Source organism: Cupriavidus laharis (genome assembly GCF_914271435.1).
Classification (GTDB): Bacteria; Pseudomonadota; Gammaproteobacteria; order Burkholderiales; family Burkholderiaceae; genus Cupriavidus; species Cupriavidus laharis.
Genome location: NZ_CAJZAI010000007.1, coordinates 162,283 through 187,662 on the forward strand (window position 1 = coordinate 162,283; position 25,380 = coordinate 187,662).

24 protein-coding genes are annotated in these 25,380 nt (G+C 66.9%); 16 read left to right on the top strand and 8 right to left on the bottom strand.

Annotated elements, in window-relative coordinates:
* Positions 1–186: 186 nt before the first annotated feature.
* Entirely contained in the window at positions 187–762 is a 576-nt protein-coding gene (locus LDO29_RS15990; protein ID WP_224080766.1) for a cob(I)yrinic acid a,c-diamide adenosyltransferase, read from the bottom strand.
* Between the two features lie 244 nt (positions 763–1,006).
* Here LDO29_RS15990 and LDO29_RS15995 point away from each other — a divergent pair, with 244 nt between their 5' ends.
* From LDO29_RS15995 to LDO29_RS16040, 10 genes are all read left to right on the top strand, one after another.
* Entirely contained in the window at positions 1,007–2,437 is a 1,431-nt protein-coding gene (locus LDO29_RS15995; protein WP_224080767.1) for an FAD-binding oxidoreductase, read from the top strand.
* A gap of 5 nt (positions 2,438–2,442) precedes the next feature.
* Positions 2,443–3,333: a LysR substrate-binding domain-containing protein gene (locus LDO29_RS16000; protein WP_224080768.1), complete on the top strand. Its 891-nt coding sequence runs from the start codon at positions 2,443–2,445 to the stop codon at positions 3,331–3,333.
* Between the two features lie 351 nt (positions 3,334–3,684).
* Positions 3,685–5,199: an FAD-linked oxidase C-terminal domain-containing protein gene (locus LDO29_RS16005; RefSeq protein ID WP_224080769.1), complete on the top strand. Its 1,515-nt coding sequence runs from the start codon at positions 3,685–3,687 to the stop codon at positions 5,197–5,199.
* A gap of 17 nt (positions 5,200–5,216) precedes the next feature.
* Positions 5,217–6,137: an ion transporter gene (locus LDO29_RS16010; RefSeq protein WP_224080770.1), complete on the top strand. Its 921-nt coding sequence runs from the start codon at positions 5,217–5,219 to the stop codon at positions 6,135–6,137.
* A gap of 38 nt (positions 6,138–6,175) precedes the next feature.
* Positions 6,176–7,279: a glycolate oxidase subunit GlcE gene (gene glcE / locus LDO29_RS16015; RefSeq protein ID WP_224080771.1), complete on the top strand. Its 1,104-nt coding sequence runs from the start codon at positions 6,176–6,178 to the stop codon at positions 7,277–7,279.
* A 43-nt stretch (positions 7,280–7,322) separates the two neighbouring features.
* The gene (glcF, locus tag LDO29_RS16020) at positions 7,323–8,576 is read left to right on the top strand and encodes a glycolate oxidase subunit GlcF (RefSeq protein ID WP_224080772.1); all 1,254 of its coding nucleotides are present in this window, start codon (positions 7,323–7,325) and stop codon (positions 8,574–8,576) included.
* An 84-nt stretch (positions 8,577–8,660) separates the two neighbouring features.
* Positions 8,661–9,053, top strand: coding sequence for a CidA/LrgA family protein (locus LDO29_RS16025; protein WP_224080773.1), 393 nt, complete (start codon positions 8,661–8,663; stop codon positions 9,051–9,053).
* Positions 9,050–9,775 carry an LrgB family protein gene (locus LDO29_RS16030; protein WP_224080774.1) on the top strand — a complete coding sequence of 242 codons (726 nt, stop codon included), beginning with the start codon at positions 9,050–9,052 and terminating at the stop codon, positions 9,773–9,775. Before LDO29_RS16025 ends, LDO29_RS16030 begins: the two co-directional genes overlap by 4 nt.
* Positions 9,776–9,860: 85 nt before the next feature.
* The gene (locus LDO29_RS16035) at positions 9,861–10,232 is read left to right on the top strand and encodes a VOC family protein (RefSeq protein WP_224080775.1); all 372 of its coding nucleotides are present in this window, start codon (positions 9,861–9,863) and stop codon (positions 10,230–10,232) included.
* A gap of 21 nt (positions 10,233–10,253) precedes the next feature.
* On the top strand, positions 10,254–10,943 hold the full coding sequence (locus LDO29_RS16040) for a helix-turn-helix transcriptional regulator (protein ID WP_224080776.1): 690 nt from the start codon (positions 10,254–10,256) through the stop codon (positions 10,941–10,943).
* Positions 10,944–10,945: 2 nt separating this feature from the next.
* Here LDO29_RS16040 and LDO29_RS16045 read toward each other — a convergent pair whose 3' ends face one another.
* From LDO29_RS16045 to LDO29_RS16055, 3 genes are all read right to left on the bottom strand, one after another.
* On the bottom strand, positions 10,946–11,440 hold the full coding sequence (locus LDO29_RS16045; protein WP_224080777.1) for a glutathione peroxidase: 495 nt from the start codon (positions 11,438–11,440) through the stop codon (positions 10,946–10,948).
* 39 nt (positions 11,441–11,479) lie between these two features.
* Positions 11,480–12,619 carry a PilT/PilU family type 4a pilus ATPase gene (locus LDO29_RS16050; protein WP_224080778.1) on the bottom strand — a complete coding sequence of 380 codons (1,140 nt, stop codon included), beginning with the start codon at positions 12,617–12,619 and terminating at the stop codon, positions 11,480–11,482.
* Positions 12,620–12,680: 61 nt separating this feature from the next.
* Complete coding sequence (locus LDO29_RS16055; RefSeq protein ID WP_224080779.1) at positions 12,681–13,724, bottom strand: type IV pilus twitching motility protein PilT; 1,044 nt, start codon at positions 13,722–13,724, stop codon at positions 12,681–12,683.
* A 78-nt stretch (positions 13,725–13,802) separates the two neighbouring features.
* Here LDO29_RS16055 and LDO29_RS16060 point away from each other — a divergent pair, with 78 nt between their 5' ends.
* The gene (locus tag LDO29_RS16060; RefSeq protein WP_224080780.1) at positions 13,803–14,492 is read left to right on the top strand and encodes a YggS family pyridoxal phosphate-dependent enzyme; all 690 of its coding nucleotides are present in this window, start codon (positions 13,803–13,805) and stop codon (positions 14,490–14,492) included.
* 48 nt (positions 14,493–14,540) lie between these two features.
* Positions 14,541–15,377 carry a pyrroline-5-carboxylate reductase gene (gene proC / locus LDO29_RS16065; protein WP_224080781.1) on the top strand — a complete coding sequence of 279 codons (837 nt, stop codon included), beginning with the start codon at positions 14,541–14,543 and terminating at the stop codon, positions 15,375–15,377.
* Between the two features lie 83 nt (positions 15,378–15,460).
* On the opposite strand, the gene ubiA is transcribed toward proC, so the two are convergent.
* From ubiA to recG, 4 genes are all read right to left on the bottom strand, one after another.
* Positions 15,461–16,318, bottom strand: a complete 858-nt coding sequence (ubiA, locus tag LDO29_RS16070) for a 4-hydroxybenzoate octaprenyltransferase (protein ID WP_224080782.1) — start codon at positions 16,316–16,318, stop codon at positions 15,461–15,463.
* Positions 16,319–16,470: 152 nt separating this feature from the next.
* A complete protein-coding gene (locus LDO29_RS16075; protein ID WP_011298950.1) occupies positions 16,471–16,956 on the bottom strand; it encodes a Dps family protein in 486 nt (161 codons plus the stop codon).
* A 246-nt stretch (positions 16,957–17,202) separates the two neighbouring features.
* Positions 17,203–18,153, bottom strand: coding sequence for a LysR substrate-binding domain-containing protein (locus LDO29_RS16080; RefSeq protein ID WP_224080783.1), 951 nt, complete (start codon positions 18,151–18,153; stop codon positions 17,203–17,205).
* A gap of 110 nt (positions 18,154–18,263) precedes the next feature.
* Positions 18,264–20,426, bottom strand: a complete 2,163-nt coding sequence (gene recG / locus LDO29_RS16085) for an ATP-dependent DNA helicase RecG (protein ID WP_224080784.1) — start codon at positions 20,424–20,426, stop codon at positions 18,264–18,266.
* Positions 20,427–20,572: 146 nt separating this feature from the next.
* Between recG and queA the strand changes: the two genes are divergently transcribed.
* The 4 genes from queA (at position 20,573) to secD (ending at position 25,376) form a co-directional block, all read left to right on the top strand.
* Entirely contained in the window at positions 20,573–21,622 is a 1,050-nt protein-coding gene (queA, locus tag LDO29_RS16090; RefSeq protein WP_224080785.1) for a tRNA preQ1(34) S-adenosylmethionine ribosyltransferase-isomerase QueA, read from the top strand.
* 47 nt (positions 21,623–21,669) lie between these two features.
* A complete protein-coding gene (gene tgt / locus LDO29_RS16095) occupies positions 21,670–22,800 on the top strand; it encodes a tRNA guanosine(34) transglycosylase Tgt (protein WP_224080786.1) in 1,131 nt (376 codons plus the stop codon).
* A 187-nt stretch (positions 22,801–22,987) separates the two neighbouring features.
* Positions 22,988–23,314 carry a preprotein translocase subunit YajC gene (gene yajC, locus LDO29_RS16100; protein WP_224080787.1) on the top strand — a complete coding sequence of 109 codons (327 nt, stop codon included), beginning with the start codon at positions 22,988–22,990 and terminating at the stop codon, positions 23,312–23,314.
* Between the two features lie 196 nt (positions 23,315–23,510).
* Positions 23,511–25,376, top strand: a complete 1,866-nt coding sequence (gene secD / locus LDO29_RS16105; protein ID WP_224080788.1) for a protein translocase subunit SecD — start codon at positions 23,511–23,513, stop codon at positions 25,374–25,376.
* Positions 25,377–25,380: the final 4 nt, after the last annotated feature.

A 25,380-nucleotide genomic window follows, 5' to 3' on the forward strand; every position in this document is an offset into this window, starting at 1 on the left:
CGCGCGGCTGCAATTCAACCTGAGTGCGAAATGTGGCCGTCCGGGGCCATTTCAAGGGCGGAATTCGCAAATCCGAGTAATTTTCTCGGTTTCTCCCGTCCGATCAACGGCAAGCGTACGGCCGGCCGTGAGCATTGCGCGCCGACAGGCCACCCAACGAACCTGCCTGCGGCGAAAAGAAATCCATTAATCACTTTTATCGGGTGCATTCGCTGCATCACGCCCGCGTTGCCACAGCACGTCATTCCCTCCATCGGCGCGGTTGAGCACGCGGGCCAGCACGAACATCAGGTCGGACAAGCGGTTCAGGTACTGGCGCGGTGCCTCATTGAGCGCTTCGATGGCACCGAGCGCGACCAGCGCACGCTCGGCGCGCCGGCAAACGGTACGGCATACGTGGGCCAGCGCGGCGGCACGGCTCCCGCCCGGCAGGATGAACTCGGCCAGGCGCGGCAGGCCGGCGTTGTAGTGGTCCAGCCATGCGTCAAGCTGCGCCACCTGCTCAGGCTTGAGCAGCATGTAGCCCGGAATGGAGAGTTCGCCGCCCAGGTCGAACAGGTCATGCTGGATGTGCAGCAGCGCATCGCGCACGTCGGCCGGCAGCGTTTCCGTGAGCAGCACGCCGATCTGCGAATTGAGTTCATCCACGTCTCCGATGGCGGCAATGCGCAGGCTGTCCTTGCCCGTGCGGCTGCCATCGCCGAGGCCTGTGGTGCCGGCATCGCCGGTGCGGGTGGCAATCTTGGACAGGCGGTGGCCCATGCCGGTCTCCCATGGAAGTGTCAGATATGGCGCGCATTATGGCGCCCTTTGCGCCCCGCGCGGACGGATTCGCACTGCGATCCCCGTGCCGCCCCGCCGGGCTGCGGGGGTGCATCAGGCGCCGCGCGGCGTAGAATGCCGGTATTCCCCAAATCAACAACCGGGTCGCGCCCTTCCGCCGCCGACACCCGCCGACGGTTCCGGAAGCCTGCCGCACAGCGCCAGCGACCCGCCGGAGACCCGCATGAACCACCCCACGCCACACGCCGCCCTGGCACGCCGCCCCCTGCCTCCCGCCCTGCGCGACGCATTGCAGGCGGGCTTCGGCGACCGCTTCTCGACCTCCGCCGGCGTCTGCGAACACCATGGCCGCGACGAGTCGCCGTTCCCGCCGGCCCTGCCTGATGGTGTGGTGTTCGCCCACAGCACCGGGGAAGTCGCCGAAGTCGCCCGCCTGTGCAACCAGTACAGCGTGCCGCTGATTCCCTACGGCGCGGGCTCCTCGCTGGAAGGACACCTGCTGGCCGTGGCCGGCGGCATCAGCCTGGACTTGTCGCAGATGAACAAGGTGCTCGCGATCCAGCCGGAAGACCTGACCGTGACCGTGCAGCCGGGCGTCACGCGCAAGCAGCTCAACCAGGAGATCAAGGACACGGGCCTGTTCTTCCCGATCGACCCGGGCGCGGATGCGTCGCTGGGCGGCATGTGCGCGACGCGCGCCTCCGGGACCAACGCGGTGCGCTACGGCACCATGCGCGAGAACGTGCTGGCACTGACCGTGGTGACCGCCGACGGGCGCGTGATCCGCACCGGCACGCACGCGCGCAAGTCGTCGGCAGGCTATGACCTGACGCGCCTGTTCATCGGCAGCGAAGGCACGCTGGGCATCATCACCGAGGTGACGGTGCGCCTGTACCCGCAGCCGGAGGCGATTTCCGCCGCGGTCTGTGCCTTCCCAAGCATGAGCAGCGCGGTGCAGGCGGTGATCCAGACCATCCAGCTCGGCGTGCCCATCGCGCGCGTGGAGTTCGTCGATGCGCTGGCCATCCGCGCCATCAACCGGCACGACAGCCTGACGCTGCCGGAAATGCCGCACCTGTTCTTCGAGTTCCACGGCACCGAGGCCGGCGTGCGCGAGCAGGCCGAGACCGTGCAGCAGATCACCGCCGAGCACGGCGGGCAGGATTTCGAATGGGCCACGCGGCCCGAGGACCGCAGCCGGCTGTGGAACGCGCGCCATACCGCCTATTTCGCCATGCTGCAGCTCAAGCCGGGCTGCCGCGCCGTGACCACCGACGTATGCGTGCCGATCTCGCGTCTGGCCGACTGCGTGGCCGAGACCGAGAAGGATCTGGTCGCCTCGTCGCTGCCTTGCCCCATCGTCGGCCACGTCGGCGACGGCAACTTCCACGTGGCGATCCTGGTCGACCCGGACAAGCCGGAAGAGATGGCGGAAGCCGAGGACATCAACCGCCGCATTGTCGAGCGCGCGCTGTCGATGGGCGGCACCTGCACCGGCGAACACGGCGTGGGCCTGCACAAGATGGATTTCCTGGTACGCGAGCACGGCGAGGACGCACTGGACCTGATGCGCGTGATCAAGCACGCGCTCGACCCGAACGGCATCCTGAACCCGGGCAAGATCTTCCGCGCCGTTCGCGGCCCGGCCGGCTGAGCAGCATGGCTGCCATGTTCAACCGCGTCCCGCCGCTGCACCTGCTGGTGGCGTTTGAAGCCGCGGCGCGCCTGGGCAGTTTCGCGCGCGCGGCCGAGGAGCTGTCGGTCACGCCCAGCGCGGTGTCGCACCGCATCAAGAACCTGGAAGAGCTCTGGGGCGAAGACCTGTTCGTGCGCTCGAATGCCGCACTGCGGCTGACCGCGGCCGGCACGCGCTACCTGCGCAACGTGCAGGACGCCCTCAAGTCGCTCAACGAACTGGCCCGGCCCGAGTACAACAAGATGCGCACGCGGCTGCGCGTGGCGATCCCGCCGACCTTCGGCCGCCAGCACCTGGTGCCGCGCCTGCCCGAGTTCGGCGCGCTGTACCCGCATATCGACATCGAGCTGCACCTGGCCATCCCGTTCCTGGACGTGAAGGCCGAGGACACCGATGTCGAGATCCGCTACGGCACGGGCCGCTACCCGGACCTGAAGACCACCAAATTGCTGGTCGAGCCGGTGTTCCCCGCCTGCGGGCGCGAGTACTACGAGCGCGTCAACGGCCGCGCCATCACCAAGCCCGAGCACCTGCACGGGCTGGTGCTGCTGCGCAGCCCGCTGGAGCCCTGGAAGCCGTGGTTCGAGACCGCCGGGCTGGACTGGCCTGAACCGCAGACCGGCCCGCAGTTCAACGACATCGGCCTGATGCTGGAAGCCATCGCCTCCAACCAGGGCGTGGCGCTCGTACGCCAGCGCATGGCGTGGCACTGGCTGTCGCTGGGCCAGATGGTGCGGCTGCTGGACGTCGAATCGGTGTCGCCGCATGGCTACTACATCGTCGAGCGCGAACAGGCGCCGCTCAAACCCGAGGCGCGCTACTTCGTCGACTGGCTGCTAAGCCTGGACTGGTAAGTCAACGCGGACGGCACCGGCACCGTGGGGCTGTACGAACCCGACGCGCTGTACGTTGCGCCGCACTTCCACAACAAGCTCGACATGGTGTACCGGCTGCCGGCCCCGGCGGCGCCCTGAGCCCACGCGGCGCGGCCTTTCCTGCACGTGCCCGGCAGTGCTACGCTGAACTGGCAAGCCCGGCTGACGCGGCGGACCGGCGCGCATGATGAGCATTTTTGATCGGCCTGCCATGCCGAATTCACGTACCCCGGCGTGCTGGCGGCGCAAGCCCTGAGCTATAGTCACCCGTCCCTCCGGCCATATGCAGGCCATATGCCGGCCTCGCAGACAGGCCCCACAGGAGTTGCCATGAATGCCCCGCACGAAGCCCCACTGACCGCCAGCCCAGGCAATCCCGGCGCTGACGACAGCCGCCGCAGCGCGCTGCTGGCGGGCTTGGCGCAGATCCTGCCCGATGCGGCGCTGCTGTGGAAACCGGAAGACACCGTCCCCTATGAATGCGATGGCCTGGCCGCCTACCGCCAGGTACCGATGGCCGTGGCCCTGCCCGACACCGAGGAACAGGTCTGCGCCATTCTCCGGCTGTGCCACAGCCTCGGCGTGCCCGTGGTGCCGCGCGGCGCCGGCACCAGCCTGTCCGGCGGCGCCATGCCGATCGCCGAAGGCCTGGTGCTGTCGCTGGCCAAGTTCAAGCGCATCCTGAAGCTGGATCCGCACTCGCGCACCGCCGTGGTCCAGCCGGGCGTGCGCAACCTGGCCATCTCCGACGCCGCAGCACCCCATAACCTGTACTACGCGCCGGACCCGTCGTCGCAGATCGCCTGCACCATCGGCGGCAACGTCAGCGAGAACTCCGGCGGCGTGCACTGCCTGAAGTACGGCCTGACTGTGCATAACGTGCTGCGCGTGCGCGCGGTGACGATGGAAGGCGAGGTCGTGGTGTTCGGTTCGGAAGCGCCGGACGCACCAGGCCTGGACCTGCTGGCCGCGATGATCGGCTCCGAAGGCATGCTGGCCGTCGTGACCGAAGTCACTGTGCGGCTGATCCCGAAGCCGCAGCTCGCGCAGGTGATCATGGCCTGCTTCGACGACGTGGAAAAAGGCGGCAACGCCGTGGCCGCGGTGATCGCCGCCGGCATCATCCCGGCCGGCCTGGAAATGATGGACAGACCCGCCACGGCCGCCGTGGAGGAATTCGTGCACGCCGGCTACGACCTCGACGCCGCCGCCATCCTGCTGTGCGAGTCCGATGGCACGCCCGAGGAAGTGGCCGAGGAAATCGAGCGCATGAGCGCGGTGCTGACCGCCTCGGGCTGCACGCGCATCGTGGTATCGCAGAACGAGGCAGAGCGCCTGCGCTTCTGGAGCGGGCGCAAGAATGCCTTCCCGGCCGCGGGCCGCATCTCGCCCGACTACTACTGCATGGACGGCACCATCCCGCGCAAGCACATCGGCACGCTGCTGCGGCGCATCGAGGAGATGGAGCGCAAGTACGCCCTGCGCTGCATCAACGTGTTCCATGCCGGCGACGGCAACATGCACCCGCTGATCCTGTTCGATGGCTCGGACCAGGACGAATGGCACCGCGCCGAGCTGTTCGGCTCGGACATCCTCGAAGCTTGCGTGGAACTGGGCGGCACCGTCACCGGCGAGCACGGCGTGGGCGTCGAAAAGCTCAACTCGATGTGCGTGCAGTTCTCGCGCGCCGAGTGCGAAGCCTTCTTCGGCGTCAAGGCCGCCTTCGACCCGGCGCGCCTGCTCAACCCGGACAAAGCCATCCCCACGCTCGCGCGCTGCGCCGAATACGGCAAGATGCACGTGAAGAAGGGCCTGCTGCCCCACCCGGACCTGCCGCGCTTCTGAACGGCGCGCACCAAGCCATGCCGCACAGCCGGACCAACGAAACGCTGCGCCAGCGCCTGGGCCGCCCCGAGTCGGGCTGGCGCGAACGCTGGTACACGATCATCTTCGAGGCCGATACCCGCAGCGGGCGGCTGTTCGACATCACGCTGCTGATCGCCATCGTGGCCAGCGTGCTGGTGGTGATGGTGGACAGCCTGCAGGGCGTGCATGGCCATGCCGGCAGGCTGTTCATCGCGCTCGAGTGGATGTTCACGCTGCTGTTCACGGCGGAATACGCGATGCGCATCCTCGTGGTGCAGCGGCCGTTGCGCTACGTCTTCAGCGTCTACGGCATCATCGACTTTCTCTCGATCATACCGACCTGGCTGGCGTTCTTCCTGCCGGAACTGGCCTTCCTGATCGACGTGCGCCTGCTGCGGCTGTTGCGCGTGTTCCGGATCCTCAAGCTCACCGTGTATTTCGACGAGGCCGAGATCCTGTACCGCGCGCTGGTCGACAGCCGGCGCAAGATCCTCGTATTCCTGGGCACGGTGCTCATCATCACGGTGATCCTGGGCACCGTGATGTACGTGGTGGAAGGCCCGCAGCACGGCTTCACCAGCATTCCCGTCAGCATGTACTGGGCGGTGGTGACGCTGACCACCACCGGCTTCGGCGACGTGGTGCCCAAGACGCCGCTGGGGCAGTTCATCACCTCGCTGACGATCCTGATCGGCTACGGCATCATTGCCTTCCCCACCGGCATCATCGGCGCCCAGCTGGCGGCCAACATCCTGAGGCGCCCGCTCACCACGCGCACCTGCACGCACTGCCTGACCGAAGGGCATGACGCGGACGCGCAGTACTGCAAGCATTGCGGCAGCCACCTGCCCGAATACCAGAACGATCGTCCCGAAGTCGCAGGCGGCTCCGCCGGCAGCAGCCGGAAAGACACCTGACCCACGGCAACACGTACCAGCACTAGAACCAGACCCACATGCAAGCCACTCTCGACGCCTTCCGCGATGCCGTACGGCATGCCTCCGAGACACGCACGCCGCTGCGCCTGCGCGGCGGCGGCAGCAAGGACTTCTATGGCCAGGCCATGGACGGCGAGTTGCTGGATACGCGCGCGTATCACGGCATCGTCGAATACGATCCGGCCGAACTTGTCATCACCGCGCGCTGTGGCACGCCGCTGGCCGAGATCGAGGCCGCGCTGGCTGAGAAGCGCCAGATCCTGGCGTTCGAGCCGCCGCACTTTGCAGCGGCTGGCCAGCCCAGCGCCGCAACGCTCGGCGGCGCGGTGGCCGCGGGCCTGTCAGGCCCGCGCCGGCAATCGGTCGGCGCGCTGCGCGATTTCGTGCTGGGCACACAGATGATGGACGGACACGGCGAGGTGATGAGCTTCGGCGGCCAGGTGATGAAGAACGTCGCCGGCTATGACGTGTCGCGGCTGCTGGCGGGCTCGCTCGGCACGCTCGGGCTGATCCTGGAGGTCTCGCTCAAGGTGCTGCCGGCCCCGTTCGACGACGCCACGCTGCGCTTCGCCATGAGCCAGGCCGAGGCCATCGACCGCATCAACCAGTGGGGCGGCCAGCCGCTGCCGATCGCGGCATCGGCGTGGCATGAAGGCGTGCTGCACGTGCGCCTGTCAGGCGCCACAGCCGCGGTGCAGGCCGCACGCGCCCGGCTGGGCGGCGAGGCCGTCGGCCAGGAGGAAGGCGTGGCCTTCTGGCAATCGCTGCGAGAGCAGACGCATGCGTTCTTCGCCCCGGCCCTGCAGGGCCGCACGCTGTGGCGCCTGGCAGTGCCGCCGACCTCGGCGCCGCTGGACCTGCCCGGTTCGCAGCTCGTCGAATGGGGCGGCGGACAGCGCTGGTGGCTGCCCGATACGGGCCTGGACGGCAACCATGCCGGGCTGGTGCGCGGCATTGCGCAGGCGGCCGGCGGCCATGCGACGCTGTTCCGCAACGGCGACAAGTCGGTGGGCGTGTTCACGCCGCTGGCTTCGCCGCTGGCCGCGATCCACGCGCGGCTGAAGGCCACCTTCGACCCGGCCGGCATCTTCAATCCGCAGCGCATGTATCCCGGCCTCTGAGCCGCGTGCACCGTTCAACGCCAAGGCAAACCCACCCCACACCATGCAAACGACCCTGGCCGATTTTCTCCGCAATACGCCCGAGGGCGAGGAAGCCAAGTCCATCATCGGCAAATGCGTGCACTGCGGCTTCTGCACTGCCACCTGCCCGACCTACCAGCTACTCGGCGACGAGCTCGACGGCCCGCGCGGGCGCATCTACCTGATGAAGCAGGTGATCGAAGGCAACCCCGTCAGCGAAAGCACGCGGCTGCACCTGGACCGCTGCCTGACCTGCCGCAACTGCGAATCGACCTGCCCTTCCGGCGTGCGCTACGGGCGGCTGGTGGACATCGGCCGGCAGGTGGTGGACGACCAGCTCGAAGCCCGCGGCATCCGCCGCCCCGCACGCGAGCGCGTGACACGCTGGGCGCTGCGCGAAGGCCTGACGCGCCCGGCCCTGTTCGGCACGGCGATGAAGCTCGGGCAGATGGTTCGGCCGATGCTGCCGGCCGCGCTGCGCAACAAGGTGCCCGAGCTCAGCAAGACCGCCGAGCCCGGCCAGTGGCCGCGCACCGCGCACGCGCGCAAGATGCTGTTGCTCGACGGTTGCGTGCAGCCGGCGATGTCGCCCAACATCAATGCCGCGACGGCACGCGTGTTCGACCGTGTCGGCGTACAACTGGTCGTGGCGCGCGAAGCCGGTTGCTGTGGCGCCATCCGCTTCCACACCGGCGACCACGGCGGCGGCCTCGACAATATGCGCCGCAATATCGACGCGTGGTGGCCGCATATCGAAGCCGGCGCGGAAGCCATTGTCATGACCGCATCGGGCTGCGGCGCCATGGTGAAGGACTACGGCCACCTGCTGCGCAACGACCCGAAGTACGCCGAGCGCGCGCGCCGCGTCTCGGCGCTGACGCGCGACCTGTCGGAGATCCTGCCCGACTTTGCCGACGCGCTGCACGCACGCGCCGGCGCAGTGCCGCGCGACGGCCGCCGCGTGGCCTACCACCCGCCGTGCACGCTGCAGCACGGCCAGCAGATCCGCGGCAAGGTGGAGGCGCTCTTGACCGGCCTTGGCGTGGAAGTCAAACTCTGCGCTGACAGCCACCTGTGCTGCGGCTCGGCGGGCACGTATTCGGTGCTGCAGCCGGAACTGTCCTACCGCCTGCGCGACGACAAGCTCGCCAAGCTGCAGGCCACCGAGCCCGAAGCCATCGTGTCGGCCAATATCGGCTGCATCACCCACCTGCAGGGCGGCACCGAGACGCCGGTCATGCACTGGATCGAACTGGTGGACCGCATGCTGGGCTGAACAGCCCCGGAATCGGGGCGGTGTGGTTGTCTCCCCTCTCCCGCTTGCGGGAGAGGGGCGGAACAGTACAACCCAAGACGCCCCATGCTCCAGACCTTTGCCATCCTCCTGGTTTTCCAATCCGTCGGCGAGGTGATCAGCTACGCGCTGCATCTACCGGTCCCCGGCCCCGTGCTGGGCATGATCATGCTGTTTGGCTGGCTCGTCTTCGACGACCGCCTGCTGCCCATCATCCAGGGCACCACCAGCGAACTGCTCAAGCACCTGTCGCTGCTGTTCGTGCCGGCCGGCGTCGGCATCATGGTCCATGCCCGCCGCATCGAAGGCGAATGGTTGCCGATCGTGGTCGCGCTGGTGGTATCGACGTGGCTGGCCATCGCCACCACCGCCGTGGTCACGCGCATGCTGATGCGCAAGCCCAGGGATCCGGTGCCGCACGCCGCCGATGCCGTGGACAACAGCGGAGAACAGGCATGATGACACCCCGCCTCAATGAGATCTGGGTCTACCTGGCCGCCAGCCCGCTGGTGGGCCTGACCGCCACGCTGCTGGCCTACGTGTTCGCGTTCCGCATCTTTGAGCGCTCGCGCTTCTCGCCACTCGCCAATCCCGTGATGATCGCCGTGGCGCTGCTGGTCACCGTGCTGACGGTCACCGGCACGCCGTACAAGACCTACTTCGACGGCGCGCAGTTCGTGCACTTCCTGCTCGGCCCCGCCACCGTGGCGCTGGCCGTGCCGCTCTACCTGCAGCTGCCCAAGCTGCGCACGCATGTGTTCCCGCTGCTGGTCGGGCTGGTGGCCGGATCGCTGGTCGCCGTGGTGTCGGCCGTAGGCATTGCATGGCTGCTTGGCGCGACCCGCGAGACGGTGCTGTCGCTGGCGCCCAAGTCGGTGACGATCCCGATCGCGATGGGCGTGGCCGAGAAGATCGGCGGGCTGCCTTCGCTGACTGCGGTGCTGGTGATGGCCACCGGCATCATCGGCGCCGTCAGCGCGACTGGCCTGTTGAACCTGCTGCGGATCCGCGACTACACCGTGCGCGGCTTCGCCACGGGCGTGGCGGCGCACGGCATCGGCACCGCGCGCGCATTCCAGGTGAACCAGGAGGCCGGTGCGTTCGCCGCGCTGGGCATGGGGCTGAACGGCGTGCTGACGGCCATCATGGTGCCCGTGCTGGCGACGTGGATGCCGCACTGACCATGCTGCCAGGCTCCTGACAGGACGCTGTCAGCAGCCCCCGCGCAAGATGTGGACTCCTTTCCCCATGACCAAGGAGTCCATCATGAGCAATGGCCTGATCAACTGGCTGGAAATCCCCGTTGTCGATATGAAGCGTGCGATCCACTTCTACGAGCAGGTATTCGAAACGACACTCAGGCGCGAAACCATGAGCCAGGTCGATATGGCGGTGTTCCCGAACCCCGACCCGGGCGGTGCGCTGGTGGCTGGCGAGGACTACCGGCCCAGCCAGCACTACGGTCCGTTGCCCTACCTGCATGCGCCTGGGCTCGATGCCCTGCTGCAGCGCGTAGCCCATGCCGGCGGCAAGACTGTGTTCGGTCCGCTGCAGTTGCCCGGCGACATCGGCCGCATCGCACATATCGCCGACAGCGAAGGCAACCGCATCGGCCTGCACGAGCCCTTCACGGGCTGAGGCCTGCCACCCCGAGGACCGATGAGCCGCCGCGCCGACCGCCTGTTCCAGATCGTCCAGGTCCTGCGCGGACGCCGCCTGACCACGGCGGCACTGCTCGCGCAGCGGCTCGGCGTGTCCGAGCGCACCGTCTACCGTGACATCCAGGCGCTGTCGCTGTCGGGCGTGCCGGTCGAGGGAGAGGCCGGCATCGGTTACCGCCTGCGTGCAGACTTCGATGTACCGCCGCTGATGTTCACATCACTCGAAGTCGAAGCGCTGGTAGCCGGCCTGCGCCTGCTCAAGGCCTGGGGCGGCGGCGCGCTGGCCGCCGCGGCCGATCCCGCTCTGGAAAAGCTGATGGCCGCGCTGCCGCCGCCGCGCCGGCTGGCCGCGCAGCAAAGCCGCGTGTTCGCGCCGGAGTATGTCAACCGCGCGCAGGTGCGCGAAGCGTTCGACGTCGTGCACGGCGCGCTGGGCGCGCAGAAGCTGCTGCTGCTCGACTATTGCGACGCCGAACAGCGCATTACCGAACGCGTGGTGCAGCCGCTGGGACTGTTCTTCTGGGGCAATGCCTGGCTGCTGGCGGCATGGTGCACGACACGCACCGACTATCGCAGCTTCCGGCTGGACCGCTGCCGCGCGATCCGCATGCTCGACGACCATTTCCACGAAACGCCGGACCGCTCGCTCAATGGCTTCCTGCGCGCGGTGCGGGCCAGTGGAACATAGTGTCAGGCGGCGGGGTCGGCCATCAGCATCTCGATGTCCGCGCGGATCTCTTCCGGCTTGGTCATCGACCCGTAGCGCTTGTAGACCGTGCCATCGCGCCGCAACAGGAACTTGGTGAAATTCCACTTGATGGCCTGCGTGCCGAGCACGCCGCGCCTCTCGCTTGTCAGCCACTGGTACAGCGGATGCGCATCGGGGCCGTTCACGTCGATCTTGGCAAACATCGGGAACGTGACGCCGAAGCGCGATTCGCAGAACTGGCCGATCTGCTGCGCGTCGCCGGGCTCCTGCTTGCCGAACTGGTTGCACGGGAAGCCGAGCACCTCCAGCCCGCGCGCGGCATAGGCGTCGTGCAGCGCCTGCAGGCCCGCATATTGCGGCGTAAAGCCGCATTCACTGGCGGTGTTGACGATCAGCAGCACCTTGCCGCGAAACTGCGACAGCGGCACCGGCTGCCCGGCAAGGGAGTTGGCTTCGAACTGGTAGACATTGCTCATGGCGGACTTGGCTCCTGGACCGGACGCGGGCCGCGCGGATCAGATCACATTCAGGTGCTCGGTGCCTGCACCCAGGTCGGATTCCTTCCTGGTGGCACTGTGCAGCTTGATCATCAGCCGCAGGTCGTTGAGCGAATCGGCATTGCGCAGCGCGTCCTCGTACGTGATCTTGCCGCTTTCGTGCAAGTCGAACAACGCCTGGTCGAAGGAAATCATGCCCTGCTCGCGCGATTTCTTGATCACTTCCTTGAGTTCATGGATCTCGCCCTTGAAGATCAGGTCGGCCACCAGCGGCGTGCCGATCATGATTTCCACGGCCGGCACGCGGCCCTTGCGGCCCGCACGCGGCAGCAGGCGCTGCGAGATCATGGCCTTCAGGTTCAGCGACAGGTCGATCAGCAGCTGCTGGCGCTTTTCCTCGGGGAAGAAGTTGACGATGCGGTCGATGGCCTGGTTGGCGTTGTTGGCGTGCAGCGTGGCCAGGCACAGGTGGCCGGTTTCCGCGTACTGCATCGCGTATTCCATGGTCTCTCGGTCGCGGATTTCGCCGATCAGGATCACGTCGGGCGCCTGGCGCAGCGTGTTCTTCAGCGCAATGTGCCAGGACTCGGTGTCGATGCCCACCTCGCGCTGCGTGACGACGCAGTTCTGGTGCGCATGCACGTATTCGATCGGGTCCTCGATGGTGATGATGTGGCCATAGGAGTGCGCGTTGCGGTGGTCCAGCATCGCCGCCAGCGTGGTCGACTTGCCCGAGCCCGTGGCGCCGGTCACGATCACCAGGCCACGCTTGGACATGACGATCTCATGCAGCGTTGGCGGCAGGTCCAGGTCCGCCACCGACGGAATGCGCGTGTTGATGGTCCGCACCACCATGCCGGCCTTGCCCTGCTGGATGAACGCCGACACGCGGAAGCGGCCGGCCTTGGGCGCGGAGATCGCAAAATTGCATTCGCGGCTGTCGTCGAACTCCTTGACCTGGCGCTCGTTCATGATCGAGCGCACCAGGCCCAGGGCCTGCGTGGGGTTGAGCGGCTGCTGCGAGACGGGCGTGATCTTGCCGTCGACCTTGATGGCCGGCGGGAAGTCAGAAGTAATGAACAGGTCCGACCCGCGATTGCTCACCATGAGCTCGAGCAGGTCGTTGATGTACTTGGCGGTGGATTCGCGATCGAGCATGGCATGGTCCTGCGTAGAAGCGACCGCCCGGATGGCGCGGCCGGACGGCACGGCGCGGGCCTCAGCCCATGAAGGCGTCGGGGTTCTTGGCGATGGCCCGCGCGTCGCTGTAGCTGATCAGGCTGCGCTTGATCAGGTCCGACAGGCACTGGTCCAGGGTCTGCATGCCCAGCCCGCTGCTGGTCTGCATCATCGAGTACATCTGCGCGATCTTGTTCTCGCGGATCAGGTGGCGGATCGCGGGCGTGGCGATCATGATCTCGTGCGCGGCGGTACGGCCGTTGCCATCGCGCGTCTTGAGCAGCGTCTGCGAGATCACCGCCTCCAGCGATTCGGACAGCATGGTGCGCACCATGTCCTTCTCTTCGGGCGGGAACACATCGACCACACGGTCGATGGTCTTGGCCGCGGAGCTCGTGTGCAGCGTGCCGAAGACCAGGTGGCCGGTTTCGGCGGCGGTCAGCGCCAGGCGGATGGTTTCGAGGTCGCGCAACTCACCCACCAGGATCACGTCCGGATCTTCACGCAGCGCGGAGCGCAGCGCATTGGCGAACGAGTGCGTGTGCGGACCCAGTTCGCGCTGGTTGATCAGGCTCTTCTTGGAGTTGTGGACGAATTCGATCGGGTCCTCCACCGTGAGGATGTGGCCCATGTCGTTTTCGTTGCGGTGGTCCACCATTGCCGCCAGCGTGGTGGATTTGCCCGAGCCGGTCGGCCCGGTTACCAGCACCAGGCCGCGCGGCTTCATGCACAGGTCGGCGAATACCGCCGGCGCGCGCAATTCTTCGAGCGTGAGAACCTTCGAGGGAATCGTACGGAACACCGCGGCCGCACCGCGCTGCGTGTTATAGGCATTGACCCGGAAACGCGACAGGCCGGCGATTTCAAACGAGAAATCGATTTCCAGCCGTTCTTCGTAGGTCTTGCGCTGGGAGTCGCTCATGATGTCGTACACCATGGCGTGGACATCCTTGTGCGCCATGGGGGCGACGTTGATGCGCCGCATGTCGCCGTGAATACGCACCATCGGCGGCATGTCCGCCGAGAGGTGCAGATCGGACGCCTTGTTCTTGACTGCGAAAGCCAATAGCTGCGCGATGTCCATCTATAATGACCCCACCCGAATAATCGTTGTTAGTACTTTTCGTACTTCTTTTTACTTCTTCTGTATGTCCGCCGGATTATGTCTGTAATTGCCGCCAACTTGCAAGCTGTGCACCGCGGCATCGCGGCGGCGGCACAACAAGCCGGAAGGGCACCGGAAGACGTGGCGCTGCTGGCCGTTTCCAAGACCGTCTCGCCGGGCATCGTGCGCGAGGCATTCGAGGCCGGGCAACGCGCTTTTGGTGAAAACTACGTGCAGGAAGGCGTGGAAAAGATCATCGCTCTGGCCGACCTGCGCAGCCAGATCGCGTGGCATTTCATCGGGCCGCTGCAGAGCAACAAGACACGGCTGGTAGCCGAGCATTTCGACTGGGTGCACGCGATCGACCGGCTCAGGATCGCGCAGCGGCTGTCGGACCAGCGCCCGGCCGGCATGGCGCCGCTGCAGGTCTGCCTCCAGGTGAATATCAGCGATGAAGCGAGCAAGAGCGGCGTGGCCCCCGACGAGGTGCCGGAACTGGCCCGCGCCGTGGCCGCCCTCCCCGGGCTGCGCCTGCGCGGGCTGATGGCGATTCCCGAGCCGGCCACCGATCCAGCCGCGCAGCGCCAGCCGTTCGCCGCGATGCGCACCCTGTTGCAGTCGCTGCGCGCAGCAGGGCTGCCGCTCGACACCCTGTCGATGGGCATGTCGGGCGACATGGACGCCGCCATCGCCGAAGGCGCCACCATCGTGCGCATCGGCACGGCCATCTTCGGTGTACGCACGTGAGCGCCGCTGCGGCAGCATTTCCCTATTCCATTCCAGCCTGAGACTGACATGCTCGAAACCCTGACCTTCGGCTTCCTTGGTGGCGGCAACATGGCCACCGCCCTGATCGGCGGCCTGATCGCGCGCGGCGTGCCCGCCGGTTCGATCCGCGTGGTCGACCCGTTCCCCGACGCGCAGCAGCGCCTGGCGCGCGACCTGGGCGTGCATGCGTCCGGCGCGCCGGACGCAGCCTTCGGCGCGTCCGACGTGCTGGTGCTGGCCGTCAAGCCGCAGCAGTTCCGCGAAGCCGCGGCCAGCCTGCTGCCGCATCTGCCGGGAACCGGCGCCGGCAATCTCGTCATCAGCGTGGCTGCTGGCATCCGCCTGCAGGACATGCAGCGCTGGCTGGGCGGCAGCACTCGGCTGGTGCGCGCCATGCCGAATACGCCGGCGCTGTCGGGCATGGGCATGACGGGACTGACTGCTCCGGCCGGGCTGTCGCAGCAGGACCGTGCGATTGCCACCGCCGTGGCCGAAGCCGTGGGCAAGTGCGCATGGGTCGATGGCGACGACCAGATCGACGCCGTTACCGCCATTTCGGGCAGCGGCCCGGCCTATGTCTTCTATTTCATCGAAGCGATGGAACGCGCCGCCACGGAACTCGGCCTGAGCGCGCAGCAAGGCCGTGAACTGGCCGTGCAGACTTTCCTGGGCGCCGCCACGCTGGCCGGCCAGTCGCCGGAACCGGTGGCCACGCTGCGCGAACGGGTGACGTCGAAGGGCGGCACGACGTATGCCGCGCTGACTGCCATGGAAAGCGCTGGTATTGGCGATGCCTTCGTGCGTGCCATGCGGGCGGCGGCGGCGCGTGGGAAGGAGATGGGGGAGGAGTTCGGGAAGGATTGAGCAGGCGTTCGGTTTGATGCGACAGGCGCCTGCCATGCGACTGGCCTGCTCCCCTCTCCCGCAAGCGGGAGAGGGGAGAAAACCTAGCGGATCGCGTAGGCCAGCGCCGTTCCCGCAAACACACAAGCCCCCAGCCAGTTATTGTGGCGGAATGCCGCAAAACAGCGCATGCGGTCGCGGTCCCGGATCAGCGTGTAGTGATAGCCGGCACAGACCGCCGCCGCGGCCAGCCCCACCCAATACGGCCAGCCTAGCGACAGCATCACGCCTGCCCAGCCCATCAGCCCCAGAAAGGCCGCGTAGCACAGCATGATCGCAGCCACGTCGAAGCGACCGAACGTGATGGCCGAAGTCTTGATACCGATCAGTAGGTCATCGTCGCGATCCACCATCGCATAGGCCGTGTCATAGGCAACCGCCCAGAACACGTTGGCCAGGAGCATCACCCACGCCACCAGCGGCACCTGATCCTGCACGGCCGCGAACGCCATCGGGATGCCGAAGCCGAACGCGATGCCCAGGTAAGCCTGCGGGATCGCGAAGAAGCGCTTGAAGAACGGATACGTGCCCGCCACCACGGCAGCCACCACCGCTAGCCACTTGGTCAGGCTGTTCAACGGCAGGATCAGCGCGAACGCCAGCAGCGCCAGTACCGCCGCCACCGCCAGCGCCTCCCATGCCGCGATCTTGCCCGCTGTCAGCGGCCGTTCCTTCGTGCGCTTGACGTGCTTGTCGAAGTCGCGGTCGGCGTAGTCGTTGATCGCACAGCCCGCGGAGCGCATCAGGAACGTGCCGACAAAAAAGATGCAGAAGATGCCCAGAGCCGGCGGACCGCCCGCTGCCATCCACAGCGCCCACAGCGTGGGCCACAGCAGCAGCAGCGTGCCGATGGGCTTGTCGATGCGCACCAGGCGCGCATACAGGGCGAGGCGTTCAGACATGGGAGCTCGGGGACGGGAAAGCAGCACGGCAGCAGCGGGGGCAGGAGAAATCGGAGGGACACGAGTTCAGCGCGCAGTGAGGCACCGAACGAAAACGCGCCGCAGCCGGAACGGTTGCGGCGCGTCGGGCCGGCATGGCAGTCAGGCCGCCATCAGGCCAGCATCGAGCGCAACATCCACGCGGTCTTTTCGTGCGTCTGCATGCGCTGGGTCAGCAGGTCCGCCGACGGTTCGTCGCTGGCGGCATCGACCAGCGGGAAGATCGAGCGCGCGGTGCGCACCACGGCTTCCTGGCCTTCGACGAGCTTGCGGATCATCTCGGTGGCCTCCGGCACGCCCTCTTCTTCCTGGATCGACGACAGGCGTGCATATTCCTTGTAGGTGCCCGGGGCCGGGTAGCCCAGTGCGCGGATACGCTCGGCGATGGAGTCGACGGCCAGCGCCAGCTCGTTGTACTGCGTCTCGAACATCAGATGCAGCGTGTTGAACATGGGGCCCGTCACGTTCCAGTGGAAGTTGTGGGTCTTGAGGTAGAGGGTGTAAGTGTCGGCCAGCAGCTTGGACAGGCCTTCCGCGATCTTCTTGCGGTCCTTGTCGGAGATGCCGATATTCACGCTCATCTCATTCTTCTTTGCCATGGTAAGTACGCTCCATTCTGGGAAAGCACGAGGATTGCCGCACGACTGGGCCGGGCCCGGCCATGCGGCATAGCCCCGACATTATTGCACTACCCTGCAAGTCCGGACAAACCCCGAGCCAGCCCGGCCATCATGGTGGCGGTGCCAGGAACGAACACGCCATCCATCCCCCGGCTTCCACAACTCGTCGAACAATAAAAAAGGGCTGCTCATGGCAACCCTCGATTCACGGCATGAAGAAAGCGGTCAGGCCGCCTTGGCCAACTCCTTGGCATTGAGCTTCCGCACGCCTGGCAACTCGCACGCCGCCACCGCGCTGGCCAGTGCCTCCATGGCGGGCAGGCGGGTAAAACTCTTGCGCCAGGCCAGCACCACGCGGCGGTCCGGCACCGGGTCGGCGAACGGCACGTAGGCCAGCATGTCGCCCTTGGCCTTCATGTCCGGCACCGAGGTGCGCGGCAGCACGGTAATGCCCACGCCGCTGGCGACCATATGGCGGATGGTTTCGAGCGAGGAGCCCTCGAACGTCTTCTGGATGCCGTCCGAGGCCTGCGAGAAGCGCGACAGCTCCGGGCACACACCCAGCACGTGGTCGCGGAAGCAATGGCCGCTGCCGAGCAGCAGCATGGTCTGCTGTTTCAGTTCGTCCGGATCGACGTGGCTCACCTCGGCAAGCTGGTGCCCGCGCGGCACCGCCACGACGAAAGGCTCGTCATAGAGCGGGCGCACCGTGAGGCCGGAATCGGCAAACGGTTCGGCCATGATGGCGCAGTCGATCTCGCCCTGCTTGAGCAGCTCGATCAGCTTGACCGTGTAGTTTTCCTGCAGCATCAGCGGCATCTGCGGCACGGCCCCGATCATCTGCTTGACCAGCGCCGGCAGCAGGTAGGGCCCGATGGTGTAGATCACGCCCACACGCAGCGGACCGGCCAGCGGGTCCTTGCCCTGCTTGGCGATCTCTCGGATAGCCATGGTCTGTTCGAGCACGCGCTGGGCCTGGGCCACGATCTGCTCGCCCACGGCAGTCACGGACACCTCCGAGGTGCCGCGCTCGAAGATCTGCACGTTGAGTTCGTCTTCCAGCTTCTTGATCGCCACTGACAAAGTGGGCTGCGACACGAAGCAGGCCTCGGCAGCACGGCCGAAATGGCGCTCCCGCGCCACGGCGACGATGTACTTCAGTTCAGTGAGCGTCATGACTAATCAATTTGCGGTAGGCGATAGATTTTACCTTCGATTCCGGAATCTGTCAGAACACTGCACGAATGCGGCGCATAGGGCACCAAAACGTGAAGATCGCCGGCCGTTCAGGCCTTCAGGTAATGCTCGCGCCCGCCCAGCCAGCGCGACAGGTGCGCTTCCACGGCCTCGGGAAAGTGCGCCAGCATGAGCTGCGCAGCCTCCTGCGCGTACTCGACCAGCCATGCATCGGAGTTCAAGTCAGCAAAGCGCAGCATGGCTTCGCCAGACTGGCGCGCGCCGAGGAATTCGCCGGGACCGCGGATCTCCAGGTCGCGCCGCGCAATCTCGAAGCCGTCGGTCGTCTCGCGCATGGTGGCCAGCCGCTCGCGCGCGGTGGGCGACAGCGGCGCCTGGTACATCAGCAGGCAAACCGACTCGGTGGTGCCCCGCCCCACGCGCCCACGCAACTGGTGGAGCTGTGCCAGGCCAAAGCGCTCGGCATGCTCGATCACCATCAGCGAGGCATTGGGCACGTCCACGCCCACTTCAATCACCGTGGTGGCCACGAGCACCTGCAGGCGGTTGGCGCTGAAGTCGTCCATCACGGCCGCCTTCTCGGCCGGCGGCAGGCGGCCGTGGACCAGCCCAACGCGCAGGTCTGGCAACGCGGCAACCAGTGTTTCATAGGTCTCCACGGCGGTCTGCAGCTGTAGCGCCTCGCTTTCCTCGATCAGCGGGCAGACCCAGTAGACCTGCCGGCCCTCGGCGGCGGCATGGTGAATGCGCCCGATCACCTCGTCGCGGCGCTCGTCGTTGACCAGGCGCGTGACGATCGGCGTGCGGCCCGGCGGCAGTTCGTCGATCACCGACACGTCAAGGTCCGCGTAGTACGTCATGGCCAGCGTGCGCGGGATGGGCGTGGCCGACATCATGAGCTGGTGCGGGACGGTGTCCGGCGCGGGCTGGGCCGGCTCCACGCCGCCGGCCTTGCCGCGCAGCGCCAGCCGCTGCGCCACGCCGAAGCGGTGCTGCTCGTCCACCACCGAAAGGCCCAGCCGGGCAAAGCGCACAGTGTCCTGGATCAGCGCGTGCGTGCCGATCGCGAGCCGGGCCTCCCCCGATTCCACGCGCGCCACCGCCTCGCGTTTCTCGCGCGCCTTGAGGCTGCCGGCGAGCCAGACCACCTGCACGCCGAGCGGTTCGAACCACGCCGACAGCTTGCGGTAGTGCTGCTCGGCCAGGATTTCGGTCGGCGCCATGATCGCGGCCTGGTAGCCGGCATCGATGGCCTGGCACGCGGCCAGTGCCGCCACGATGGTCTTGCCGCTGCCCACATCGCCCTGCAGCAGCCGGTGCATCGGGTGCTGCGCGGTCATGTCGGCTGCAATTTCTTCAACCACGCGCTGCTGCGCGCCGGTCAGGCGGAACGGCAGCGCTGCCAGGAACCGCGCCAACAAGCCGCCTTCGCGCCGCGGCATGGAAGGCGCGTTCTTCTCGCGGCGCGCTTCGTGCGCGCGCCGCAGCGAGATCTGTTGCGCCAGCAGTTCGTCGAACTTGATGCGCTGCCAGGCCGGATGCGAGCGGTCGGCCAGCGCGGCCTCGCTCTCCTGCGGCGGCGGGGTGTGCAGCAGGCGCAGGCATTCGGCGAGCGGGCGCAGCTTCAGCTTTGCAAGCGGGCCCTGCAGCACGGCCGCGGGCAGCGTCTCGGGCAGAGGCGTGCGTGACAGCGCGCCGGAGATCGCCTTGCGCAGATAGGCCTGCGAGATGCCGGCCGTGGCCGGATAGACCGGCGTGAGCCGGTCCGGCAAAGGCTCGTCCGGCGCTACCGGGCGCACCGTCGGGTGCACCATCTCGGCCCCGAAGAAGCCGCCGCGGACGTCGCCACGTACGCGCAGGCGCACGCCTTCGGCCATCTGCTTGGTCTGGCTGCCGTAGAAATTCAGGAACCGCAGCGTCAGCTCGCCGCTCTCGTCGGTAATCTTCACCACCAGTTGGCGGCGCGGGCGGAAGGTGACCTCGTTGGAGATGACCTCGCCCTCGACCTGCGCGGGCTGGCCGAGCCCGGCGCGGCGGATCGCTTCGGCGATCGGCATCAGCGTGGTCTCGTCCTCGTAGCGCATCGGCAGGTGCAGCACGAGGTCGACGCTGCGACGCAGGCCCATCTTGGCCAGCCGCGCGACCGCGGACGACGGCTTGCCGTCCTTGCCCGCGGCCTTGCCCTTTGCAGACGGCGCTGAGTCAGGGGCTTCGGCTTTGTCCTGGGTCGGTTCGGGGGCGGTTCCGGGCATCGGCGGTCGGGCAGGCGGGGAAATAAGGGGTATCACACAGGGCCGGGCGGCGCCTGGCGCCCAAGCCTTACAATATCGGATTCGCCGATTGTACCTATCCCGGTTGCCGCTTCGCGCGGCGCCATGCCGGGGCATTGCCTGTCCTCATGTTGACGCTGTCCGATTTCGATTTCCCGCTGCCGCCCGAACTGATTGCACAGAGCGCCCTGCCCGACCGCAGCGCCAGCCGGCTGCTGGTGGTCGAGCGCCTGGCGCCCGGCGAGCAGCCCGACGCGATCCGGCTGGCCGACCGCGCCTTCAGCGACATTACCGAATACCTCAGGCCTGAAGACCTGCTGGTCTTCAACGACACCCGTGTGATCAAGGCGCGCTTCTTCGGCCACAAGCCCAGCGGCGGCAAGATTGAAGTACTGGTCGAGCGCGTGGTCGATACGCACACCGTGCTGGCCCAGGTGCGCGCTTCCAAGACGCCCGTCGAGGGCAGCCAGCTGCACCTGGCCGAGGACGCCTTTGCCGTCACCGTTGGCCCGCGCGTCGACCAGTTCTTCACGCTGCGCTTTCCGGAACCCGCGCTGGACCTGATCGAGCGGTACGGCCGCCTGCCGCTGCCGCCCTATATCACGCACGATCCCGACGCCTACGACGAAACCCGCTACCAAACCGTCTATGCCCGCAACCCGGGCGCGGTCGCGGCGCCCACCGCTGGCCTGCATTTCGACGACGCGTTGTTCGCCCGCCTCGATGCAGCAGGCGTGCGCCGGGCCTTCCTGACCCTGCACGTCGGCGCCGGGACCTTCCAGCCAGTGCGCACGGAGAACCTGGCCGAACACAAGATGCACTCGGAGTGGTACTCCATCTCGCCTGCGCTAGCGCAGGCGGTGCACGAAACGCGCGAACGCGGCGGCCGCGTCATCGCCGTGGGCACGACTTCGCTGCGCGCGCTGGAATCGGCCGCGAAGCCGAACGGTACGCTGGAGGCCGGCAGCGGCGACACCGACATCTTCATCACGCCGGGCTACCAGTTCCGCCTGGTCGATGCCCTGATCACCAACTTCCACCTGCCCAAGTCGACGCTGCTGATGCTGGTGTCGGCGCTGGCCGGCGTGGAAGCCATCCGCGCCGCCTACCGCCATGCGGTCGAGGCGCGCTACCGTTTCTTCAGCTATGGCGACGCGATGTTCCTGACCCGCCAGTGAAATCCGCCAGACAAGCGCAAGCCCTGAAGCCAGAACCGAATCCCGCCATGCTCAATTTCGAACTCATCACCACCGACGGCAACGCGCGCCGCGGCCGCGTCACCCTGAACCACGGCGTGGTCGAGACGCCCATCTTCATGCCGGTCGGCACCTACGGCTCGGTCAAGGCCATGTCGCCGCTGGAACTGAACGAGATCGACGCGCAGATCATTCTCGGCAATACCTTCCACCTGTGGCTGCGTCCGGGCCTGGACGTGGTGAACACCCACGGGGGCCTGCACCGCTTTATCGGCTGGGACAAGCCGATCCTGACCGATTCCGGCGGATTCCAGGTGTTTTCGCTCGGCGATCTGCGCAAGATCACCGAAGATGGCGTCACGTTCGCATCGCCGGTGAACGGCGACAAGTTGTTCCTTTCGCCGGAGATCTCCATGCAGATCCAGCGCACGCTGAACTCCGACATCGTCATGCAGTTCGACGAATGCACGCCGTACGAGATCGAGGGCCGTCCCGCCACGCACGAAGAGGCCGCAAAGTCGATGCGCATGAGCCTGCGGTGGGCCAAGCGCTCGCGCGACGAGTTCGAGCGCCTCGCCAACCCCAACGCGCTGTTCGGCATCGTCCAGGGCGGCATGTTCGAGGATCTGCGCGACGAATCGCTGGCGGGCCTGTCCGAGCTGGACTTCCACGGCTTCGCCATCGGTGGCCTGTCGGTTGGCGAACCCAAGGAAGACATGATGCGCGTGCTGGAACACGTGGCACCGCGCCTGCCGGCCGACAAGCCTCACTACCTGATGGGCGTGGGCACGCCCGAAGATCTGGTGGCAGGCGTGGCCGCGGGCGTCGACATGTTCGACTGCGTGATGCCGACCCGCAACGCGCGCAATGGCTGGCTCTTCACGCGCTTCGGCGACGTCAAGATCAAGAACGCCGCGCACCGCAACGACCCGCGCCCGCTCGACGAAAGCTGCGCCTGCTACACCTGCCGCAATTTCTCGCGCGCTTACCTGCACCACCTGCACCGCGTCGGCGAGATCCTGGGCGCGAGGCTGAACACCATTCACAACCTGCACTACTACCTGCAGCTCATGCGCGAGGTGCGCGAGGCCATCGAACACCACCGCTTCGACGACTTCCGCCGCCAGTTCGCCAGCGACCGTGCGCGCGGCACGCGCTGAGCCCGAACTTTCCGGCCCGGCGCGGTCGAATACCGGGGGCAGCGGCAGGTCTTGCATGCATCTGCGCCGAGTCGCCCGGAACGCACCCCGAACAAACCCGGATTCCCGCCCTAGAATGCCAGGGCGGGCCTTGCACGGGTGATAGAATGGTCGATTACTTGAATGACTTTTGTGACGGAGAATCAACGTGCTGATTTCTAACGCATTCGCCCAGACTGCCGGTGCCGGCGGCGCCGCGGGCGGCCTGATGAGCTTCCTGCCCATCATCCTGATGTTTGCGGTGCTGTGGTTCATCATGATCCGCCCGCAGATGAAGCGCCAGAAAGAAGCCAAGGCCATGCTGGAAGCACTTGCCAAGAACGACGAAGTCGTCACGGCCGGCGGCATCCTGGGCAAGGTGACCAAGGTGACCGACCAGTACGTCAGCCTGGAAATCGCCGAAGGCACGGAAGTCACCGTGCAGAAGAACGCCGTGACCACTGTGCTGCCGAAGGGTTCGCTGAAGTCGCTCTGATCCCCGTTCGCGACACTGCCCTTTGTCTTTTCCGGCATGCCTGTCCGTGCATGCCCTGGCAGCCGCCTGATCAGCCCGTGGGCCCGCAAGGTGCCCTTCGCGGCGGCCAGGCGGCTGTTTGCCAACCGGTCCGGTCCCGCCAGAGTGCCCCTGAGGCCCCCGGCGGGCCCGCCAACCGCAGAATGACTGGCCAGAGATGAATCGTTATCCGCTTTGGAAATATCTCGTGATCCTGGTGGCCCTGGCCATCGGCATCATCTATACCCTGCCGAACTTCTTCGGCGAGGCGCCTGCCGTGCAGGTTTCCTCGGGCAAGGCCACGGTCAAGGTGGACCTTTCCATGCAGAAGCATGTGGAAGAGATCCTGGCCCAGAACCAGTTGCAGCCTGACGGCGTGTTCTTCGATGTTTCCGGCCAGTCCGGCTCGGTCAAGGCGCGCTTCCGCACCACCGATGAACAACTCAAGGCCAAGGACGTCCTGTCTCGCGCGCTCAACCCCGACGCAGCCGACCCGACCTACGTGGTTGCGCTGAACCTGCTGTCGGGCTCGCCGCGCTGGCTGACCGCGATGCACGCGCTGCCGATGTACCTGGGCCTGGACCTGCGCGGCGGCGTGCACTTCCTGCTGCAGGTGGACATGAAGGGCGCCGTCGACAAGAAGCTCGACAGCCTGTCGGGCGATGCCCGTACCCTGCTGCGCGACAAGAACGTCCGCCACGGCGGCATCGACCGCGACGGCGACCGCCTGACCGTGCGCTTCAACAATGCCGACGACGCCAACCGCGCACGCGCCATCCTGGCCGACAACCTGCGCGAACTGGCCTTCGCCATGGACGGCAACAACGTGGTCGGCACCTTCACCGATGCCGCCCGCAAGGCCGTGCAGGACGCCGCCGTCAAGCAGAACATCACCACCCTGCACAACCGCGTGAACGAACTCGGCGTGGCCGAGCCCGTGATCCAGCAGCAAGGCGCCGACCGCATCGTGGTGCAGCTGCCCGGCGTGCAGGACACCGCCAAGGCCAAGGACATCATCGGCCGCACCGCCACGCTGGAAGCGCGCCTGGCCGACCCCGACGCGCCGCGCAACCCGCGCCCGGGCGACCCGATCCCGTTCGGCAGCGAGCTGTTCACGCAGGGCAACGGCGCCCCGGTGGTGCTGAAGAAGCAGGTCATCTTCACCGGCGACCGCATCGAAAGCGCCTCGGCCGGCTTCGACCAGAACCAGCGCCCGTCGGTCAACATCAAGCTCGACGCCCAGGGCGGCCGCGTGCTGCGCGACGTCTCGCGCGAGAACATCGGCAAGCCGATGGGCATCGTGTTGTTCGAAAAGGGCAAGGGCGAGGTGCTGACTGTGGCGACGATCCAGTCCGAACTGGGCTCGAGCTTCCAGATCACCGGTTCCTACTCGACCGAAGCCGCCAACGACCTCGCGCTGCTGCTGCGCGCCGGCTCGCTGGCCGCGCCGATGGAGATCATCGAGGAACGCACGATCGGCCCATCGCTGGGCGCGGACAACATCCAGAAGGGTTTTGACTCGGTGGCCTATGGCTTCGGTGCCATCGCCGTATTCATGGTCCTGTACTACATGCTGTTCGGCGTGTTCTCCGTGGCGGCGCTGGGCATCAACCTGCTGCTGCTGGTAGCCGTGCTGTCGATGCTGCAGGCCACGCTGACGCTGCCGGGCATTGCGGCTATCGCCCTGGTACTGGGCATGGCCATCGACGCCAACGTGCTGATCAACGAACGCATCCGCGAAGAACTGCGCGCCGGCGCCTCGCCGCAGATGGCCATCGCCGTCGGCTTCGAGCGCGCCTGGGCCACCATCCTGGACTCCAACGTGACCACGCTGATTGCCGGCCTGGCGCTACTGGCCTTTGGCTCCGGCCCCGTGCGCGGCTTTGCCGTGGTGCACTGCCTGGGCATACTGACCTCAATGTTCTCGGCGGTGTTCTTCAACCGCGGCCTGGTCAACCTCTGGTACGGCCGCAAGAAGAAGCTGCAGAGCGTGGCCATCGGCCAGATCTGGAAGCCGGGTGCGGACACCCCGGTCGCCAAGTAAGCAC